The sequence below is a fragment of the Streptomyces niveiscabiei genome (assembly GCF_001419795.1).
GTDB classification, from domain to species: domain Bacteria; phylum Actinomycetota; class Actinomycetes; order Streptomycetales; family Streptomycetaceae; genus Streptomyces; species Streptomyces niveiscabiei.
The window spans coordinates 1-18,209 of the sequence record NZ_LIRL01000300.1; the positions used below are offsets into that span (position 1 = coordinate 1).

At 71.5% G+C, this 18,209-nt stretch carries 19 protein-coding genes; 13 read left to right on the plus strand and 6 right to left on the minus strand.

Translation table 11 applies throughout. The annotated features are described in order from the left end of the window. Positions 1–1,206, minus strand: a complete 1,206-nt coding sequence (locus tag AOK24_RS15705; protein WP_055720697.1) for an FAD-dependent monooxygenase — start codon at positions 1,204–1,206, stop codon at positions 1–3. Between the two features lie 91 nt (positions 1,207–1,297). Next, complete coding sequence (locus AOK24_RS15710) at positions 1,298–1,543, minus strand: hypothetical protein (RefSeq protein WP_055720698.1); 246 nt, start codon at positions 1,541–1,543, stop codon at positions 1,298–1,300. Positions 1,544–1,898: 355 nt separating this feature from the next. Between AOK24_RS15710 and AOK24_RS15715 the strand changes: the two genes are divergently transcribed. The 13 genes from AOK24_RS15715 (at position 1,899) to AOK24_RS15775 (ending at position 15,190) form a co-directional block, all read left to right on the plus strand. Further along, a complete protein-coding gene (locus AOK24_RS15715; protein WP_055720699.1) occupies positions 1,899–3,083 on the plus strand; it encodes an indoleamine 2,3-dioxygenase in 1,185 nt (394 codons plus the stop codon). After that, positions 3,080–3,961: an alpha/beta hydrolase gene (locus AOK24_RS15720; RefSeq protein ID WP_055720700.1), complete on the plus strand. Its 882-nt coding sequence runs from the start codon at positions 3,080–3,082 to the stop codon at positions 3,959–3,961. The genes AOK24_RS15715 and AOK24_RS15720 overlap by 4 nt, the downstream gene beginning before the upstream one ends. Before the next feature lie 130 nt (positions 3,962–4,091). Next, a complete protein-coding gene (gene kynU, locus AOK24_RS15725; protein WP_079056828.1) occupies positions 4,092–5,381 on the plus strand; it encodes a kynureninase in 1,290 nt (429 codons plus the stop codon). Continuing rightward, a complete protein-coding gene (locus AOK24_RS15730; RefSeq protein WP_055720701.1) occupies positions 5,378–6,868 on the plus strand; it encodes an amino acid permease in 1,491 nt (496 codons plus the stop codon). Before kynU ends, AOK24_RS15730 begins: the two co-directional genes overlap by 4 nt. Further along, positions 6,858–8,333 carry a 2-hydroxymuconic semialdehyde dehydrogenase gene (locus AOK24_RS15735; protein ID WP_055720702.1) on the plus strand — a complete coding sequence of 492 codons (1,476 nt, stop codon included), beginning with the start codon at positions 6,858–6,860 and terminating at the stop codon, positions 8,331–8,333. The genes AOK24_RS15730 and AOK24_RS15735 overlap by 11 nt, the downstream gene beginning before the upstream one ends. After that, positions 8,330–9,139: a 2-keto-4-pentenoate hydratase gene (locus AOK24_RS15740; protein WP_240553939.1), complete on the plus strand. Its 810-nt coding sequence runs from the start codon at positions 8,330–8,332 to the stop codon at positions 9,137–9,139. The genes AOK24_RS15735 and AOK24_RS15740 overlap by 4 nt, the downstream gene beginning before the upstream one ends. Beyond that, positions 9,136–10,095 (plus strand): acetaldehyde dehydrogenase (acetylating), encoded by a 960-nt coding sequence (locus AOK24_RS15745; protein WP_055720704.1) that lies wholly within the window; start codon positions 9,136–9,138, stop codon positions 10,093–10,095. The genes AOK24_RS15740 and AOK24_RS15745 overlap by 4 nt, the downstream gene beginning before the upstream one ends. Further along, positions 10,095–11,141 carry a 4-hydroxy-2-oxovalerate aldolase gene (gene dmpG, locus AOK24_RS15750; protein WP_055720713.1) on the plus strand — a complete coding sequence of 349 codons (1,047 nt, stop codon included), beginning with the start codon at positions 10,095–10,097 and terminating at the stop codon, positions 11,139–11,141. Before AOK24_RS15745 ends, dmpG begins: the two co-directional genes overlap by 1 nt. Beyond that, on the plus strand, positions 11,138–11,902 hold the full coding sequence (locus AOK24_RS15755; protein ID WP_055720705.1) for a 2-keto-4-pentenoate hydratase: 765 nt from the start codon (positions 11,138–11,140) through the stop codon (positions 11,900–11,902). The genes dmpG and AOK24_RS15755 overlap by 4 nt, the downstream gene beginning before the upstream one ends. Further along, positions 11,899–12,357 (plus strand): RidA family protein, encoded by a 459-nt coding sequence (locus tag AOK24_RS15760; protein ID WP_055720706.1) that lies wholly within the window; start codon positions 11,899–11,901, stop codon positions 12,355–12,357. Before AOK24_RS15755 ends, AOK24_RS15760 begins: the two co-directional genes overlap by 4 nt. Further along, positions 12,354–12,875: a 3-hydroxyanthranilate 3,4-dioxygenase gene (locus tag AOK24_RS15765; protein WP_055720707.1), complete on the plus strand. Its 522-nt coding sequence runs from the start codon at positions 12,354–12,356 to the stop codon at positions 12,873–12,875. The genes AOK24_RS15760 and AOK24_RS15765 overlap by 4 nt, the downstream gene beginning before the upstream one ends. Before the next feature lie 3 nt (positions 12,876–12,878). After that, the gene (locus AOK24_RS15770) at positions 12,879–13,895 is read left to right on the plus strand and encodes an amidohydrolase family protein (RefSeq protein ID WP_240553940.1); all 1,017 of its coding nucleotides are present in this window, start codon (positions 12,879–12,881) and stop codon (positions 13,893–13,895) included. Between the two features lie 38 nt (positions 13,896–13,933). Further along, positions 13,934–15,190, plus strand: a complete 1,257-nt coding sequence (locus tag AOK24_RS15775; RefSeq protein WP_079056829.1) for a PucR family transcriptional regulator — start codon at positions 13,934–13,936, stop codon at positions 15,188–15,190. A gap of 23 nt (positions 15,191–15,213) precedes the next feature. On the opposite strand, the gene AOK24_RS48510 is transcribed toward AOK24_RS15775, so the two are convergent. The 4 genes from AOK24_RS48510 to AOK24_RS15790 all read right to left on the minus strand — a co-directional run. Then, the gene (locus tag AOK24_RS48510) at positions 15,214–15,378 is read right to left on the minus strand and encodes a hypothetical protein (RefSeq protein WP_159051885.1); all 165 of its coding nucleotides are present in this window, start codon (positions 15,376–15,378) and stop codon (positions 15,214–15,216) included. A gap of 10 nt (positions 15,379–15,388) precedes the next feature. Beyond that, positions 15,389–16,186, minus strand: a complete 798-nt coding sequence (locus AOK24_RS15780) for an ABC transporter ATP-binding protein (protein WP_055720709.1) — start codon at positions 16,184–16,186, stop codon at positions 15,389–15,391. Between the two features lie 20 nt (positions 16,187–16,206). Beyond that, the gene (locus AOK24_RS15785) at positions 16,207–17,172 is read right to left on the minus strand and encodes a FecCD family ABC transporter permease (RefSeq protein WP_055720710.1); all 966 of its coding nucleotides are present in this window, start codon (positions 17,170–17,172) and stop codon (positions 16,207–16,209) included. A gap of 56 nt (positions 17,173–17,228) precedes the next feature. Next, on the minus strand, positions 17,229–18,209 hold a 981-nt coding region (locus AOK24_RS15790), incomplete at its 5' end, for an ABC transporter substrate-binding protein (RefSeq protein WP_063799456.1).

An 18,209-nucleotide genomic window follows, 5' to 3' on the forward strand; every position in this document is an offset into this window, starting at 1 on the left:
CTACCTCCCCATTCGCCGCCCCCCGAACCCGCCCGCGCCGGTCGCCTCCTTCCAGTACGTCTCCAGCGCCGTCTGGTCGAACGTCCGCCAGTTCGGTGTCTCCGTGACCAGCGCCTGCCCGAGCTGGCGTCCGAGGCCGACCATGCCCCGGCCGACGGGTGCACGGCCGGCGTCGTAGGCGGCGAAGCCTTCGGACCAGGTGTCTGCCGAGGTGAGGGAGGTTTCCAGGAGGGTGATGTCCTGGAGGGCCTTGACGGCGCCGGCGCCCGTGTGGGGGCGGGCGACCGTGGCCGCGTCGCCGACGAGCAGGGCGCGGTCCACGGCGTAGTGGGGTGCGGTGAAGTCGTAGATGGGCTGGAGGAGGAGTTCTCCGGGGGCGGTCTCCTGGACCAGGTCGGCCCAGTAGGGCGGCAGCAACTCGGCGCAGACGTGGGCGAGATGGGCGCGCAGTCCGTCGCCGGCCGTGCCCGGGGGGACGCTGGTGGGTGTCTCCATACCCTGGTCGAGGCCGGGCGGCGGGGTCGAGTAGAGGACCCAGTTGACGCGGTGTCCGCCGGTCCCGTCCGGGATGCGGTACACGACGAGGTGGCCGCCGTCGAAGAGGATGTACGCCCCGTCGCCGTCGGGCAGGAGTTCGGGGTCACGCAGCCTGCTGTCCGGGTAGGCGCCGCGCCAGGCCAGGTAACCGGCGTACTCGGGGCGGACGTCGGCGTACAGGGCCGAGCGGACCGCGGAGCGGTAGCCGTCGGCGCCGACGACCGCGTCGTAGCGCTCGCTGCGCCCGCCCGCATGGACCACGGCGCCCTGCGGCGTCACCTCGACCGCTTCGACCGGCGTGCCGGTGCGGACGTCCGTTCCTTCGGGCATCCGGCGGCTGAGGTCCTGCCAGAGGGAGCCCCAGTTGTAGGTGCGGAAGGGGAAGGGCATGGCGGCGACCTGACGGCCGCGCGGGTCGGCCGCGCCGTCGCGGACGTAGAACCGGTTGTGGGCGATCCGCCCCCACGGGACAGCGGCGTCGATGTACCCGGCCGCCTCCAGTTCCGCGTACCGGTCGTTGTGGACGGCGACGCCGACCCCGCGCTCGGCCATGCGGCCCGAGGCGCGCTCGTACACGGTGATCTCCTCGGCCCCCGCCCTTCGCAGGGCGATCGCCGCCGCGTTTCCCGCGATGCTCCCGCCCACGACCGCAACCCGTCCACCGTGCATTCCGTGCCTCCGAACTCGCCCGCGTACCGCTTCAACGCATCATGCCAGCAGGGTGTTTGCGGTGGTGAGGCAGGAGGCGGGTGCCCCGCGCTCAGTTCGCGGTGAGGCCCAGCAGCCGGGTGCCGGTCGTGCTCTTGATCGTGGTGATCTGATCGGGGGTCAGGCCGGGGCAGCGGCCGATGAAGCCGACCGGGTCCGGGTCGGCGCCGACGCGGGTGACGAGTGCCTGACAGAAGCGCTGTTGCAGTGCGCGCTCGATCCGAGCCCGGCGCAGCGGGCCCCCTTCGGTCGCCGCGGCCTGGAACTCCGCATCGTGGAGGCGCTTCTCGGATGCCATGACCCCGACTATCCCTCCGGTCACGGTCTCCACAGCAGGAGGGGAACCTCACTTCGACATCGTGCTCATGCCGGTCACCTCGACGGCTGCCCCGTCCGGCACGGTGCGGGGACGGTAGGACCGGCTGCACAGCCCCTTCTTCGCGTGGCGGCCCTGATCGGCTCCGTGCTGTTCTGCCCCGCAATGGCGCCTGGGTGCCACAGGGGCCCCGCCGCGACTGACCTCTACCCTGCGACCGGAGCGGAAGTGGCGTAGTGCCCGAGCCCAATCAGAACGCGTGGGCTTCGTGCTGCCGCCCATATGCCTCACCCCGTACGCGGGGCGAACCTCGTGTGGCACACGAGGAGGCAGTGCAGTGATTCCTGAGACGACGATCCCTGAGACGACGTGCATCCGGGCCGCCAGGCCCCGGGTGGCCACGCTGGGCGAGTACGCCATCGACGCCGAGCGCGGGTTCGTGCCCGGCGAGGATCCGGTGGACGCGTTGCCCGTGTACTACGAGCCCTGGGAGCGGCTCGGCCGGAACATCGCGGCCCTGATCATGACCGGACGTCTGCGCCCGGCGGTGGAGTCGCTGCCCGTCCTGACGCCGGACCGGCTCCGGTCAGCGGGGGAGCAGGAGCGGGCCATGCTGCTGCTGTGCTGTCTGGCGAACGCGTACGTCTGGGGCGCCGAGACGCCCGTGGACACGCTTCCGGCGCCCGTGGCACGGCCCCTGCACGCGCTCGCCCGGGAACTGGACCGGGCTCCGATCGCCGCCCACGCCTCCATCGTCCTGAACAACTGGCGGCGCATCGACGCCCATGAACCGCTGAGCATGTCCAACATCGACACGCAGGTGACGTTCCTCGGCGGTGTCGACGAGAAGTGGTTCTACCTGGCGACGGTGGGTGTCGAGCTTGCCGGTGCCCCAGGGCTGCCCCTGCTGGTCCAGGCGCAGCATGCCGTGGCAGCCGGGGACCATGCCCGCCTCACCGAGGCGCTGCTCGGCATCCGCGGCGTCGTCGACCAGGTGACGGACGCGTTCCTCGACGTGGAGCGCTGGTGCGACCACTACGTCTTCTACCACCGGATCAGGCCGTTCCTCACCGGGTGGTCCGCGCCGGGACTACGGTTCGAGGGCGTGGACCGGGAGCCGCTGGTGCTGGCCGGCGGGAGCGCCGCGCAGAGCTCCCTCATCCAGGCCTTCGACGCCGGACTCGACATCCCGCACGAGCACGAGACGACGGCGGGATTCCTGACCGGCATGCGCGCGTACATGCCCGCGCCGCACCGACGTTTCCTGGAGGACCTGGAGGCCGGTCCGTCGGTACGCGGCTATGTCGAGCGGCACCGCGGCATCCGTCCCCGCCTGTGTGCCGCCTACAACGAGGCGGTGGAGTCCCTCGTCCGGCTCAGGGCCCAGCACATCGGCATCACCGGGCGCTACATCAAGCGGTTCCAGCGCGACGAGGAGACTGCCAAGGGAACCGGCGGCAGTGATTTCGTCAGCTTCCTGAGGACGTCGCGCGAGGAGACCACCGAACGGCTGCTGCCATGACGGCGCGGGTGTACGGGGCCTTCGACCAGGCGCAGTTGGACGCCCAGTACTCCCCCAGCAGCCTGGTGGGCGACATCCAGCCGTTCCTGGACGACTACGCCGAGAGCAGTCGTCTGGCTCGGCACGAGCTGGCCTCCGTGGCCCGTCGGGACCTTCGCTTCGGGCCGGGCCCCGACGATCTGCTGGACCTCTACGGTCCTTCGGGACCGGGCAACGACACCCGGCCCGCCCTGTTCTTCGTGCACGGCGGGTACTGGCAGCAGTTGTCGAAGGAGGACTCCGCGTTCCCGGCTCCCGCTCTGGTGGAGGCGGGCGCTGTCTACGCGACTCCCGACTACACGCCGGCCCCGCGGGTCAGGCTCTCGGACATCGTCGACCAGGTACGCAGGGCCTTCGCCTGGTTGTGGCACCGAGCGGCCGACCACCGTATCGACCCAGGGCGGATCGTGGTCGCCGGGTCGTCGGCCGGGGCCCATCTGGCCGCCATGCTGCTCACCACGCCCTGGCGGCAGTGGGGTCTGCCTGCCGCCCCCATCGCGGGCGCCGTGCTGTTCGGCGGCATCTACGACCTGGCCCCGGTGCGACAGACCTACGTCAACGACGTCGTCCGCATCGACGCCGGCGAAGTCCGGGACTACAGCCCGCTGTTCCTGACCGGGGTGCGCTGCCCCGTGGTGATCGCCTGGGGAGAGCGCGAGACGGACGAGTTCAAGCGGCAGTCCTCTGTGTACGCGGCGCATCTGCGCCGGCAGGGGTGCCACGTCACCGCGTTCGAGCAGCCCGGACGCAACCACTTCGACTCACCCGTGGAACTCGGCACGCCCTCCACCCGGGTGCACGCCGAGATGCGCCGGTTGCTGGGCCTGCCGTCCACGTAAGGCATGCCGCCCACCTGGCTCAGCCGTCCGTCCAGCTCCGCCTTCGCGTCGGTCCGCAGTCCACACGAACGGCCACACCGCCCGGTCCGGCCACGCCGGTCCACCGGCTCGACATCTGAGGAAGTGCACCTTGCTCACTCACCTGACCGCCTCGGAAGGCGAGGCCCGCCAACTCGACGAAGCCCTGCCGGGCCACCGGGAGTTGTTCCACATACCGCCCGCCGACGGCGGCAGATACCCCGAGGCCGCGTACTTCGCGGGCAACTCCCTCGGCCTGCAACCGAAGGCCACCCGGACCGAACTGATGGAGGACCTGGCGGGCTGGAGCCGCTTCGGCGTCGAGGGCCACCACGACGCCGTCCGCCCGTGGTTCGGCTACCACCGGCTGCTGACCGAACCGGCCGCACGTCTGGTCGGGGCGCTGCCCGAAGAGACCGTCGTCATGAACTCCCTGACGGTGAACCTGCATCTGCTGATGGTCTCCTTCTACCGCCCCCAGGGCGAGCGCACCCACATCGTGATCGAGGACAGCGCCTTCCCCTCCGACAGCTACGCCGTGCGCAGCCACGCACGGTTCCGCGGACTCGACCCGGACGAGGCGGTCATCAGGCTGCGTCCGCGCCCGGGAGAGGACTGCCTGCGCACGGAGGACGTCGTCGACTTCCTCGACCGCCAGGGACACACCGTGGCGTTGGTGCTGCTGGGCGGCGTCAACTACCTCACGGGCGAGCTGATGGACATCCCCGCCGTCACCGCCGCAGGGCACGCCGCGGGTGCGACGGTCGGCTGGGACCTGGCCCATGCGGCCGGCAACGTCCCGCTCCATCTGCACGACTGGAACGTCGACTTCGCCGCCTGGTGCTCCTACAAGTACCTCAACTCCGGCCCGGGGGCCCTGTCCGGGGTGTTCATCCACCAACGGCATGTCACCGACCGCACCCTGCACCGCTTCGAGGGGTGGTGGAGCACCGACGCCACCACCCGGTTCCTGATGGAGCCGGTCTCCAGCCCGCCGGCCACGGCCGACGCGTGGGCCATCTCCAACCCGCCGGTCCTCGCCATGGGACCCGTGCGCACCTCCCTGGAGATCTTCGACACCGTCGGCATGGCGGCGCTGCGCAAGCGCAGCGAGAAGCTGACCGGATACCTGGAGGGGCTGCTCGACGAGGTCACCGCGACCCGTCCGCTGACGGTGATCACCCCCAGGGACCCGCGGCGCCGCGGCGCCCAGCTGTCGCTGCGCGTCGGCGGTACGACGGCGGGCGATCTCGCCCGGACGCTGCGGCACGAGCACGGAGTCGTCGCCGACGCCCGGGAGCCGGACATCATCCGGCTGGCTCCGGTGCCGCTCTACTCCACCTTCCACGACTGCTGGCGGGTCGCCGACGCGCTGGCCCACTCCGTATCGGAGGAAGGATGACCCAGACCGGCGATGTGACGCCCGTCCCGCAGGGGCCGTCCCCCACCGCACGCGGTGACCGGCAGCCCACGGGCGAGCTCGCCCGTTCGCTCACCCACCGCCAGACCACCATGATCGGTCTCGGCTGTGCCCTGGGCACCGGCCTCTTCCTGGGATCCGGCTCGGCCATCGGCACAGCCGGCCCCGCCGTGATCCTCTCCTACATCGCGGGCGCGGTGCTCGTCGCCATCATCGCCCGGGTGCTGGGCGCGATGACCATCGTCCATCCCGTGCGCGGCACCTTCGGGACCATCGCCCAGCTCTACCTCGGCCCGTGGGCGGGCTTCCTCGTCCGGTGGCTGTTCTGGGCCGGGACGACGGTGGCCATCGGCGGCGAGGTGGTGGCGGCGGCGATCTACATCCGCTACTGGTGGCCGCAGGCCCCGATGCTCCTGCTCATCGCGGCCGTGGCCGCCTTGGTGCTGGGGGTCAACATCGTCAGCGTCAGGTCCTTCGGCTTCGCGGAGTTCTGGCTCTCGAGCGTGAAGGTGACCGCGGTGGTGGTGTTCATCGCGGCAGGGCTGCTGCTGGTGTTCGTCGGGCTGCCGCACACACCGGCCGCCGGACTGGGAAACCTCACGTCCCACGGCGGCTTCTTCCCACACGGACCGCAGGCCGTCTGGGCGGCCCTGTCCGTCGTGATGTTCGCCTTCGTGGGCTTTGAGACGACCTCCATCTCGGCGGCGGAGACGGCCGACCCCACGCGGTCCATCCGCACCGCGATGCGCGCGCTCGTCTGGCGCCTGGGACTGTTCTACATCCTGTCCATCGGCATCATCGTCACCCTGGTGCCGTGGCGGGACACCGCAGGCGGCGACGGGACCATCACCGGCAGCCCGTTCGTCCGCATCTTCGGCCAGGTCGGCATCCCTGCCGCCGCCTCACTGACCAACGCCGTCGTGCTGATCGCGGCGATCTCCTCGGCCAACGCCCAGCTCTACGCGGCCAGCCGCTTCCTCCACTCGCTCGGCCACGACAGATGCGCCCCCGCCGTGCTGGCCCGTGTGGATACCCGCGGGGTCCCGGTGCGGGCCCTGGTGGTCTCCGCCGCCGGCATCGTCGCGGCAGCCCTGCTCGCCGCCTTCGGGGTCGGCAGCGTCTTCAACGTGCTGGTCTCCGTCGCCATCTTCTCCGTCCTCCTGGTGTGGCTGCTGATCCTCGCCTCCTACCTCGCCTTCCGTCGCTCCGACGCCGCGGCGACGGGGCAGGGCCTGCGGGTGTGGGGCGGGGCGTGGACGGCCTGGGCCGGTATCGCGGGTGTGCTGGCGGTGGCCGCGACCGCCGCGGTGGTGCCCGTGATGGCGCAGGCCGCCTGGGTCGGCACCGGCTTCACCCTCGCCCTGCTGCTGGTGTACGCCCTCAAGGTGCGCCACGTGGTGGCCCGCCACACGACGGCCGCGCCTACCGACGCGGCACCCGCTCCGCTGGAGGCACCCCATGCCCACTGAAACCGTGCCCGTCATCCGCAACTTCGTCGGCGGAACCTTCGCCGAACCCGACTCTGAACACTGCTTCACGAAGACCAACCCGGCCACCGGCACGCCCCTGGCCACCGTGCACGAGGCGGACCGGGCCCTCGTGGACCGCGCGGTCCGCTCGGCCCGGGGCGCACTGGAGGACGGCTGGGCCGACACCCCCGTCCGGGAGCGCACGGCGCTGCTGCGCCGGGCCGCCGACCTGATCGAGGAGCGCTTCGAGGACTTCGTGGCCGCGGAGGTCGGCGACACGGGAAAGCCCGTGACGCAGGCCCGTGAACTCGACGTCGCCCGCGCCGTCGCCAACTTCCGCGCGTTCGCCGACATCGTGGCCGCCGCCGGCCAGGACTCGTACCTCACCGACCTGCCGGACGGGCGCCGCGCCCTGAACTACGCGGTGCGCAAGCCGCTGGGCGTGGTCGCCGTGATCGTGCCGTGGAATCTGCCTCTGCTGCTGCTCACCTGGAAGGTCGCCCCCGCGCTCGCCTGCGGCAACACGGTGGTCGTCAAACCCAGTGAGGAAACCCCGTCCACCGCCACCCTGCTGGCCGAGGTGCTGGCCGACGCCGGTCTGCCCGCCGGGGCCTACAACGTCGTGCACGGCTTCGGCGCCGGCTCCGCGGGCGAGTTCCTGGTGACCCACCCGGGCGTGGACGGCATCACGTTCACCGGATCGTCCGCCACCGGAACCGAGGTGATGCGGGCGGCGGCGCCCGGGGTTCGCCCGGTGTCCTTCGAGCTCGGCGGCAAGAACGCCGCGATCGTCTTCGACGACGTCGATGTCGAGGAGGCGCTCGACGGCCTGTCCCGGTCGGTGTTCACCAACACAGGTCAGGTGTGCCTGTGCACCGAGCGGCTCTACGTCCACCGGTCCGTGTTCGCCGACATCGTCGACGGCCTGGCCGAGAGAGCCGCCCGGCTGCGGCTCGGCGACCCGCTCAGCCCCCGTACCACCACCGGCCCGCTGATCTCCCACGAGCACCGGCGCAAGGTGCTGGGCTACTTCGACCTGGCCGAAGCGGCCGGCGCCAAGGTGGTCGCCGGGGGCGGGACACCGCACCTCGGGCCGGAGCTCGACGGCGGGGCGTGGCTCGAACCCACCCTGTGGACCGGGCTGACCAACGCCGACCGCCCCGTACGCGAGGAGATCTTCGGACCCGTCGCCGCCCTCATCCCCTTCGACACCGAAGAGGAGGCCGTCGCCCTGGCCAACGACACCCCTTACGGTCTCGCCGCCGCGGTGTGGACCAACGACCTGCGCCGCGGTCACCGGGTCGCCCAGCGCATGGACGTGGGCATGGCCTGGGTCAACACCTGGTTCCTGCGCGATCTGCGCTCGCCGTTCGGCGGTGCCGGTCTGTCCGGTATCGGCCGGGAGGGCGGCGCCTCCTCGCTCCACTTCTACACCGAGCCGACGAATGTGTGCGTGCAGCTGTGACGACCGACATCGACACCCACGCCGACGCGGTCGAGGCGGCCGTGTCCCGCCTGACCGGCGCTGCGGCGACCCGGACGCCCTGCGCACCCGTACGCGACCTGCTCGGCGACACCGGCATCGACGCCGCGTACGAGGTGCAGCGCCGCCTGGCCGCCGCGCGGACGGCCGCGGGAGCACGCCGCGTCGGCGCCAAGATCGGCCTGACCGCGCCCGCCGTACAGGAGCAGTTCGGCGTCTTCGAACCCGACTTCGGGATGCTCTTCGACGACATGGTGTTCGCCCACGGCGAGCCCGTGTCGCTGGACCGCTTCGTGCAGCCGCGCGTCGAAGGGGAGATCGCCTTCGTCCTCGACAGCGACCTGGACCTGCCGGGCGCCACTGTCGCGGACGTCCTGCGGGCCACCGCCTTCGTCCTGCCGGCCGTCGAGATCGTGGATTCCCGCATCAGCCGGTGGGACCTGACCATCGCCGACACCGTCGCCGACAACGCCTCCAGCGGCGCCGTCGTGCTGGGTACCGTCCCGCACACCCTGAACGGCCTGGACCTGGCCCAGGTGGGGATGACGCTGTACCGGGACGAGGAGCCCGTCTCCTTCGGCGCGGGCCACGCCTGCCTCGGTTCCCCGGTCGTCGCCGTCACCTGGCTGGCCCGCGAACTGGCCCGACGGGGGCAGCCCCTGCGCGCCGGTGACGTGGTGATGTCCGGTGCCCTGGGCCCGATGGTGGAGATCACGGGCGGGGGCCGGTACCGCCTGGAACTGGATGGACTCGGCAGTGTCGAGTCGCGGATCGAGGAGAACGTATGAGCACCGAAGCCGCGACCGCGGCCGGCGGCGTCAAGGTCGCCATCCTGGGCTCGGGAAACATCGGAACCGACCTGATGATCAAGGTGCTCCGGCAGTCGGAGACCCTACGGACGGCGGCCATGGCGGGTATCGACCCGGCCTCCGAGGGCCTGGCCCGCGCCCGGCGCCTGGAGGTGGCCACCACCCACGAGGGGATCGACGGTCTCGCCGCGATGGACGAGTTCGCCGATGTCCGCATCGTGTTCGACGCGACCTCGGCCGGCGCCCACACCCGCCATGCCGAAGTCTGCCGCGAACACGGCAAGCTGATCATCGACCTCACTCCGGCCGCGTCGGGACCCCTCACGGTCCCCTCGGTGAACCTGGAGCAGCACCTCGCCGCCGAGGACGTCAACATGGTCACCTGCGGCGGGCAGGCCACCGTACCCATCGCCGCGGCCGTCTCCCGGGTGGCCCCGGTGGCCTACGCCGAGATCGTGGCCTCCCTCTCCTCCCGCTCCGCCGGCCCCGGCACCCGTGCCAACATCGACGAGTTCACCGAGACCACCGGCCGGGCGCTGCGCGAGGTCGCGGGCGCCGGCACGGCCAAGGCCGTCATCGTGCTCAACCCGGCCGACCCGCCGCCGGTGATGCGCAACACCGTCCTCTGCGTCGTCGAGGACGCCACGGCCGGCACCCTCGAAGCCATCGAGGACTCGGTGCGGCAGACCGTGCGGGACGTCCAGGAGTACGTGCCCGGCTACGAACTCGCGCAGGACGTGCAGTTCGACGCCCTGCACGAGGTGTGGATCCCGCACCTGGGCCGTCATGTGACGGGCACGCAGGTCACCTGCTTCCTCCAGGTCCGCGGCGCGGGCCACTACCTGCCGGAATACGCCGGCAATCTCGACATCATGACCTCCGCCGCCCTGCGGACGGCCGAGCGCATGGCCGAACTCCGAGGATGGGTGAGCTGATGCACCTCTACGTACAGGACGTGACCCTGCGGGACGGCATGCACGCCGTCGGACACCGCTACACCACCGCCCAGGTCCGCGACATCGTGGCCGCCCTCGACCGCGCCGGGATCGACGCCATCGAGGTCGCCCACGGCGACGGTCTCGGCGGCTCCAGCGCCACCTACGGGTTCGGGGCCCACACCGACGACGAATGGATCCGGGCCGCGGCCGAGGTGATCGAGAACGCCACCCTGACCACCCTGCTGCTGCCGGGCATCGGCACGATCGCCGACCTGCGCCGTGCCAGGGACCTCGGGGTGGGCAGCGTGCGCGTGGCCACCCACTGCACCGAGGCCGACATCAGCGCGCAGCACATCGCCTGGGCACGCGAGAACGGGATGGACGTCTGCGGCTTCCTGATGATGAGTCACATGGCCGCTCCGGCCCGGCTCGCCGAGCAGGCACGGCTGATGGAGTCCTACGGCGCCCACTGCGTCTACGTCACCGACTCCGCCGGGCGGCTGACCATGACCGATGTCGCCGAACGCGTCGACGCCCTGCGCCAGGTCCTCGCCGAGGACACGCAGATCGGCATCCACGCGCACGAAAACCTGTCGCTGTCGGTCGCCAACAGCGTCACGGCCGTCGAGCACGGGGCGCTGCGCGTGGACGTCGCCCTCGCCGGGCAGGGAGCCGGGGCCGGAAACTGCCCCGCGGAGCCGTTTGTCGCCGTGGCGGACCTCATGGGCTGGCACCACGGCTGCGACCTGCTCGCCCTCCAGGACGCCGCCGAGGACCTCGTCCGACCCCTGCGGGAGCGGCCTGTCCAGGTCGACCGCGACACCCTGACGCTCGGCCGGGCGGGCGTGTACTCCAGCTTCCTGCTGCACGCGTCCCGCGTCGCGGCGCGGCACGGGATCGACTCCCGTCATCTGCTACAGGAGGCCGGCCGCCGCGGCCTGGTCGGCGGCCAGGAGGACCTGCTCACCGACATCGCCCTGGACCTGGTCCGGGCCTCCACCACGGCCACGGCTCAGTCCGTCACGGCAGGAGGCGCGGCATGACCAACCCCGGCCATCCGCAACTCGCTCATCGTCTGGACACTGCCCAGAACGACCGGAGCCCCATCCCCAGCATCGCCGACACCCACCCCCTAGGCATCGACGACGCCTACGCCGTACAGAAGGCCCTGGTCGGCCTGCGGCAGGCCAGGGGGGAGCGGCTCACCGGCGTGAAACTGGGGTTCACCAGCAAGGCGAAGATGGCGCAGATGGGCGTCTCCGAGGTCATCGTGGGACGTCTGACCGACGCCATGCGCATCGGCGACGGCGCGGAGCTGGACCTGTCGGACTTCATTCATCCCCGGGTCGAACCGGAGGTGGCGTTCCGGCTCAGCGAGCACGTCGATCCCGACGATCCCACGACCGACATCGCTTCGTGCGTGGACGCGGTGGCCCCGGCCCTGGAGGTCATCGACTCCCGGTACCAGGACTTCCGTTTCACCCTCACCGATGTCGTCGCCGACAACACCTCGGCCGCCGGTTACGCCGTCGGCGCCTGGTGTCCGCTGGGCGATGTGGCGAACAAGGCGGTGCGGCTGCGCACCCCCCAGCGGGAAGCCGTCGGATCCACCGCGGCGATTCTCGGGGCACCCCTGGCCGCCCTGCACGCCCTGCTCGGCATCTGCCGCAAGCGCCGCATCCCCCTCGCGCCCGGGCAGATCGTCCTGGCCGGCGCCGCCACCGCCGCCCTGCCGCTCACCGCGGGCGTCACCGCGTGCCACATCGCGGGGCTCGGCACCGTCACGCTGAAAGGCCGCCGATGAACACCGCACACGTCGTCGACGGACTGGCCACCCCCCGGGGACATTTCCCCCACGTCAAGGTCGTCGGAGACCTCGTCTTCGTCTCCGGCACCAGTTCCCGCAGACCGGACAACACCTTCGAGGGCGCCGAGGCCGACGCCCTGGGCACGACCACCCTGGACATCCGTGCCCAGACCCGCGCCGTCATCGGGAACCTGCGGGCCATCCTCGAGTCCGTGGGCGCCGGCCTGGAGGACATCGCCCAGATCACGACCTACCTGGTCTCCATGAACGACTTCGGCGGCTACAACGAGGTCTTCGCCGAGTACTTCGACGTCGACGGCCCCACCCGCACCACGGTCGCCGTCCACCAGCTGCCGCACCCGCACCTGCTCATCGAGATGCAGGCCATCGCCACCCTCACCCGCCACCGCCAGGGCCACCGACCCGCTCATCCCGCGAGGACACCGTCATGACCGCCATCCCCGAGGTCATCCACTTCCAGAAGTGGATCGCCGACCACGCCCACCTGCTCAAGCCGCCCGTCAACAACCACACCATGGCCCTGGGCACGGACTTCATCGTGCAGATCGTCGGGGGCCCCAACCAGCGCACCGACTACCACGTCGACCCGTACGAGGAGTGGTTCCACCAGCTGCGCGGCAGCATGTACGTCGACGTCATGACCGAGGACGGGCCGCACTCCGTGCACATCCGGGAGGGCGAGACCTGGCTGCTGCCCGGGAACCTCCCGCACTCCCCGCAGCGCCCGGAAGCCGACAGCATCGGCCTGGTCATCGAACGCGTCCGTGAGCCGGGCACCCTGGAGAAGTTCCAGTGGTACTGCCCCCAGTGCCACGCCCTCCTGCACGAGGCGGAACTCCAGGTGACCGACATCGTGGCCGACCTGCCTCCGGTCTTCGCCGCCTTCTACGACGACCCGCAGGCCCGCGTCTGCGGCGCCTGCGGGACCGAGCACCCCGGGAAGGGATGACCGGTGCACGACCACGAGGCCGAGTACGCCGCCATCGACGTCCACACCCACTACGTCCCCCACGGCTGGCCCGACCTCCGCGCGGACGCCGGCCCCTCCGCCCCCTGGCTGCGCATCGAGTCGGAGACCGACGCGATGATCATGCTCGGGTCGCAGGAGTTCCGCCGGATCGGCGCGCAGTGCTGGGACGCGGAGACCCGCCTGAAGGACATGGACGCCGACGGTGTTGGCAGGCAGGTCGTCTCACCGACGCCGGCCTTCTTCCACTACGGCCGCAGCGGCGCGGAGGCGGCCCGCATCGCACGGATCTTCAACGACCTGGCCCTGGACATCGTCGCCCCGGCACCCGACCGCCTCATCCCCTTCTGCCAGGTGCCCCTACAGGACACCGACGCGGCCTGCCGCGAACTGGAACGCTGTCTGGCCAACGGACACCGCGGAGTGGAGATCGGCAACCACGTCGGCGACCGGGACCTGGACAGCGAGGGCATCGTCACCTTCCTTCAGCACTGCGCACAGCTGGAGGTCCCGGTCTTCGTCCACCCCTGGGACATGGACGACTCACCGCGCCTGCGCCGCTGGATGGCGCGGTGGCTGACCGCCATGCCCGCCGAGACCCATCTGTCGCTGGTGGCGATGGTCCTCGGCGGGGTCTTCGACCGCATCGACGACCGGCTGAGGATCTGCTTCGCGCACGGCGGCGGGTCCTTCGCCTTCTGGCTCGGCCGCATGGACAACGCCTGGCGGGGCCGCCCCGACGTGGTCGGCACCTCCCAGCACCCGCCCTCGCACTACTCCGGCCGGTTCCATGTCGACTCCGTCGTGTTCGACCCCCGCGCCCTGCGCCTGCTGGTGGACACCTACGGCCCGCGGCAGGTCATGGTCGGCAGTGACTATCCCTACCCGCTGGGGGAGCGGCCCGTCGGCCAGGTGGTGCGCGACAGTGCCTTTCTCACCGTCGAGGAGAAGGCGCTGATCCGCCGGGGCAACGCCGAGCGCTTCCTCGGGCTCGTCGGCTGACCGGAGCCGCACACGGTGCCGCGCAGGTGCCGCCTAGCATGACTGTCGGAGCCGGGGAGGTGGGTGTGATGTTCCAGCCGGAACCCGAGACCGCGGTCGCCGGTCAGCGGGAAGACCTTTTCTCGATCATCGACGCGGCCGGGGAACTCCTTCACGTGCCCATCGTCCTGGAGGACACCGACTTCCGTGTGCTCGCCTGGTCCAGAGGGCAGCACACAGCCGACGAGGAAAGGGTCTCCGGGATCCTCGAGCGGCAGGCCCAGCCCTGGCTCGTCGAGGTGCTGCGCTCGCGGGGGGACATCGCCCGCCTGATCAGCTCCCCGGAACCCGTCTTCCTGGAGCCGGCCTCCGACCGGGCCAAGCCCCGGATGGCCTGCCGGGTCCAGCACGACGGTCCGCGTCTGGGCTATCTGTGGGCCAGTACGGAGACTCCCTTCGACTCGCGGCAGTCGGCCCACTTCCGCGCCGCCGCACAGGCGATCGCCGTCCGTATGAGCCGCTCGGGCGGCCAGGGCGCCACCGAGCAGGACGACCTGCGGGCCGTCCTGCTCGGTACTGAGGCCGCCGAACAGGCCGCCGGTCGGCTGGGTCTGCCGGCCGCCAAGTTCACCGTGCTCGCCGCCGCGTCGTGCCGGCCGGCGCACGATGCGGCGTTCGCCGAGATCCCGTCGGACGTCCTGCGTCTGTACCTGACGACAGCGCACCCTCGCTCCTTCGTCGCACGGCACGATCACGCCACCTACGCGGTGCTGCTGTGGCCGGAGTCCACGGACGACGCCGAAGCCATGGGCCGCTGCCTGAAGATCGCCCGGGATCTGTGGGACCGCGCGGCACTGCGCGAGCGCATCGTGCTGGCCGTCAGTACCACCGTCGGGGATCCCGGCCGGATCCCGGTCGCCCGGTCCCAGGCCGACCGGGTCACCGGACTGCAACAGCAGTACCCGGCAGCCCCCCGCGTGGCCTCCTTCGAGGATGTCCAGCTTCTGTACGCACTCTCCCGTCTGCGCGGAGCCCTCCGCCAGGACGATGAGACCCTCGGCGGCGCCGTATCCCTCCTGGAACGCCACGACCGTCAGCACCACACCCAGCTCCTGGCCACCTTGCGCTGCTACCTGGACCATTTCGGCGACACCAACGCCGCGGCCACGGAACTGCATCTGCACCCGAACACCTTCCGCTACCGCCTGCAACGCATCCGTGAGGTCAGCGGCTTCGACCCGCGCGACGCGCAGACGCGTTTCCTGGCGGAGCTGCACCTGCGCCTGCGCGACCTGGACCGGACGGGCGGATCTTGAGGTTCGTCGGCGCGATCGCGTGTTCACGGAGCACGGGCCGCGACCCCCGTACCACCGACGACGATCGGCACCGCCTCCTCGACGTCGGTGGCGACGCCGCGCAGGACGCGCAAGGTGGATGGTGTGCCCGACGGCTCGGTGCGGGTCCAGCAGACAGGCAGGGCGACCCGGTGTGGCCGGTGCGGCATGGCGCCTTGCTCAGCGACCGCCCTCCCGTCCGGCGTGCGCCAGCGGCTGCGCCGCGTACGTGATCCGTACGACGCCGTCCGCGTGCCGTTCCGTCGTCGCGTGGACGCCGAAGACGGTCGCGAGGATCTCCGGCGTGAGGACCTCCAGGACCGGGCCCGCCGCGACGACGGTGCCGGCGTGCAGGACCACCAGGTGGTCGCAGAGGCGGGCCGCGAGGTCGAGGTCGTGGAGGACCGCGAGGGTGGTGATGCCGGTGGCGCGGATGAGGCCGAGGAGTTCGAAGCGGGCGCGGATGTCGAGGTGGTTGGTGAGTTCGTCCAGCACCAGGAGGTCCGGGTTCTGGGTCAACGCCCGCGCGAGGAGGGCCCGTTGGCGTTCGCCGCCGGAGAGGGAGGTGTAGGGGCGGTCCGCGTACGGGCGTACGCCGCAGCGGTCGATCGCGTCGTCGACGGCCCGCCGGTCCTCGGCGCCGTCCCGGGTCAGCAGGCCGTGGTGGGGGCTGCGGCCGAGGGCGACGATCTCCTCGACCGTCAGGCCGGTGGTGTTGCCCGCGGTGTCCTGGAGGACGGCGGCGGTACGGCGGGCCGCGGCTCGGGGTGTCAGGGTCCAGACGTCGTCCTCGCCGACCCGGACCACTCCCTGGGCGGGGCGCAGGGAGCGGTAGACGGTCCGCAACAGGGTTGACTTTCCGCTGCCGTTGGGGCCGACCAGGCCGACGATGTCGCCCTTGCCGGCCTCCAGGGTGACGCCGTGGAGGATCGGGGTGCGGTCGAGGGTGACATGGAGTCCTTCGACGGTGAGTCGCATCGGTCCAGCTCCGGGTTCCATCAGTCCAGCCCCTTGTTCCGGCGCAGCAGCCACAGGAAGAACGGCGCTCCCAGCAGCGCCGTCAGGATGCCCAGCGGGAGTTCGTTCGGGCGGCTCAGCGTGCGGGACAGCAGGTCGACCAGGACCAGGTACACCGCGCCCAGCAGCGCCGTCAGCGGCAGCAGCCTGCGGTGGTCGGCGCCGAGCGTGAGGCGGACCAGGTGGGGGATCATCAGGCCGACGAAGCCGATGCTGCCGGCGACGGCGATGACGGTCCCGGTGAGGAGCGCGCACAGGACCAGGAGGACCGCCCGCAGCCGGTTGACGTCGACGCCGAGCGCCGTGGCGGACTCGTCGCCCGCGAGGAGGACGTTCAGGCGGCGCCCGAACAGCGCCAGCAGCACCGTCGCGGCCAGCACGACCACCGCGACCGCGGGCACCTGGTCCCACTCCGCGCCCGCGACGCTGCCCAGCATCCAGAACATCACCGTCCGCAGCTCGGTCGGCGACGCCTGGAGCTGGACGAAGCTGGTCGCGGACAGCAGCACGTACCCGACGGCGACCCCGGCGAGGACCAGCCGGGTCGGGGCGAGGCGCCCTTGCCGCCGGCCGAGCGCGAAGACCACCGCCCCGGCGGCGACCGCCCCGAGGAACGCCGCCCCCGACACCCCGAGCCCGGCGAGCGCGGCGCCGCCGCCGAGGGTGATGACGAGGACCGCGCCGAGCGTCGCGCCGTAGGAGAAGCCGAGGACGATGGGGTCGGCGAGCGGGTTGGACACGACGGTCTGGAGCACCGCGCCGCAGACCGCGAGCCCGGCGCCGACGAGGGCGGCGAGCAGGACGCGCGGGGTGCGGAACGTCCACACGATCTGGTCGAGCGCCGGGTCGGACGGCGGGGCGCCCGCGCCGGTGACGTGGTGCAGGACGATCGTCCAGACGTCGCCGACGGGGACGGTGACCGCGCCGACGCTGATGCCCAGGATCATCGAGGCGGCCAGCGCGCACGGCAGGAGCGTGAACGCCAGCGCCGTCCGGTACCGGGTCAGAAGGCGTCCGGGTGCAGGGTCCTGGCGATCTTCTCCACGGCCAGGTCGTTGCTCGGGCCGAGGTACATCGAGTCGGACAGCGTCACGTACGTCTTGCTGCGGGCGGCCGGCCACTGGGGGAACTCCTTGAGCAGTTTCTCGGCGTAGGCCGCCGGGTTCGGGTCGTTGTAGGCGATGACGACGAGCGCGTCCACGCTGGTCGCGGCGGCCTTCTCCTTGCTGAGGTCGGCGAAGGTGGTCGTGGCGGCGTCCGCGAAGGCGTTGGCGGCGCCGGCCTTGGCGAGGATGTCGTTGAAGATGCCCCGGGAGACGACCGAGCTGAAGTCGTCGGTCCCCATGGACATGTTGGAGAAGAGGACCATCACGTTCGGCTTCTTCGCGGCCCTGGTCTTCGCCGTGACGGCCGCGATGTGCTTCTGCGAGGCGGCGACGAGCCGTTCGGCCCGGTCGGAGACGCCGAACACCTTCCCCATGTCGCGCAGGAGCCGATAGCTGTCGGCGACGGTCATCTTCGACGGGTCCTGGTCGCAACCCGCCGGAGAGACATAGCTGTTGGCGCCGACCGTCCTCAACTGCTCGCGTGTGGCGAAGCCGTTCTTCTCCTCGAAGCCGTACGAGGTGACGGACAGGACGAGGTCGGGGCGCAGGGCGAGCATCGACTCGCGGGGGATGTCGTAGGCGTCGTTCGGCTTCACGTTCCCGGTGGGCAGCGCCTTGATCTCGGCGGCCCGGCCCGGGACTTCGGAGGCGCCGTAGCTCTGCTGGTTGGCGACGATCCGGTCCTTGAGGCCGAGGGCGAGGAGGGTGGAGACCTCGGCGACGGAGGCGCCGTTCATGACGACGACCCGGCGCGGGGACTTCGTGAACGTCACCTCCTGCCCGCAGTTGGTCAGGGTCACCGGGTAGCCGGCTTCCGCCGTACCGCCCGCCCGCTCCCCGGCGGGCGACGCGCCGCACGCCGCCGTGAGCAGGCACAG

Bases quoted from the DNA above. Each gene is read 5' to 3' on its own strand.
- AOK24_RS15705 (WP_055720697.1), bottom strand. From the start codon at position 1,206: ATGCACGGTGGACGGGTTGCGGTCGTGGGCGGGAGCATCGCGGGAAAC.
- AOK24_RS15710 (WP_055720698.1), bottom strand. From the start codon at position 1,543: ATGGCATCCGAGAAGCGCCTCCACGATGCGGAGTTCCAGGCCGCGGCG.
- AOK24_RS15720 (WP_055720700.1), top strand. From the start codon at position 3,080: ATGACGGCGCGGGTGTACGGGGCCTTCGACCAGGCGCAGTTGGACGCC.
- AOK24_RS15730 (WP_055720701.1), top strand. From the start codon at position 5,378: ATGACCCAGACCGGCGATGTGACGCCCGTCCCGCAGGGGCCGTCCCCC.
- AOK24_RS15735 (WP_055720702.1), top strand. From the start codon at position 6,858: ATGCCCACTGAAACCGTGCCCGTCATCCGCAACTTCGTCGGCGGAACC.
- AOK24_RS15745 (WP_055720704.1), top strand. From the start codon at position 9,136: ATGAGCACCGAAGCCGCGACCGCGGCCGGCGGCGTCAAGGTCGCCATC.
- dmpG (WP_055720713.1), top strand. From the start codon at position 10,095: ATGCACCTCTACGTACAGGACGTGACCCTGCGGGACGGCATGCACGCC.
- AOK24_RS15755 (WP_055720705.1), top strand. From the start codon at position 11,138: ATGACCAACCCCGGCCATCCGCAACTCGCTCATCGTCTGGACACTGCC.
- AOK24_RS15760 (WP_055720706.1), top strand. From the start codon at position 11,899: ATGAACACCGCACACGTCGTCGACGGACTGGCCACCCCCCGGGGACAT.
- AOK24_RS15765 (WP_055720707.1), top strand. From the start codon at position 12,354: ATGACCGCCATCCCCGAGGTCATCCACTTCCAGAAGTGGATCGCCGAC.
- AOK24_RS15775 (WP_079056829.1), top strand. From the start codon at position 13,934: ATGACTGTCGGAGCCGGGGAGGTGGGTGTGATGTTCCAGCCGGAACCC.
- AOK24_RS48510 (WP_159051885.1), bottom strand. From the start codon at position 15,378: ATGCCGCACCGGCCACACCGGGTCGCCCTGCCTGTCTGCTGGACCCGC.
- AOK24_RS15780 (WP_055720709.1), bottom strand. From the start codon at position 16,186: ATGCGACTCACCGTCGAAGGACTCCATGTCACCCTCGACCGCACCCCG.
- AOK24_RS15785 (WP_055720710.1), bottom strand. From the start codon at position 17,172: ATGATCCTGGGCATCAGCGTCGGCGCGGTCACCGTCCCCGTCGGCGAC.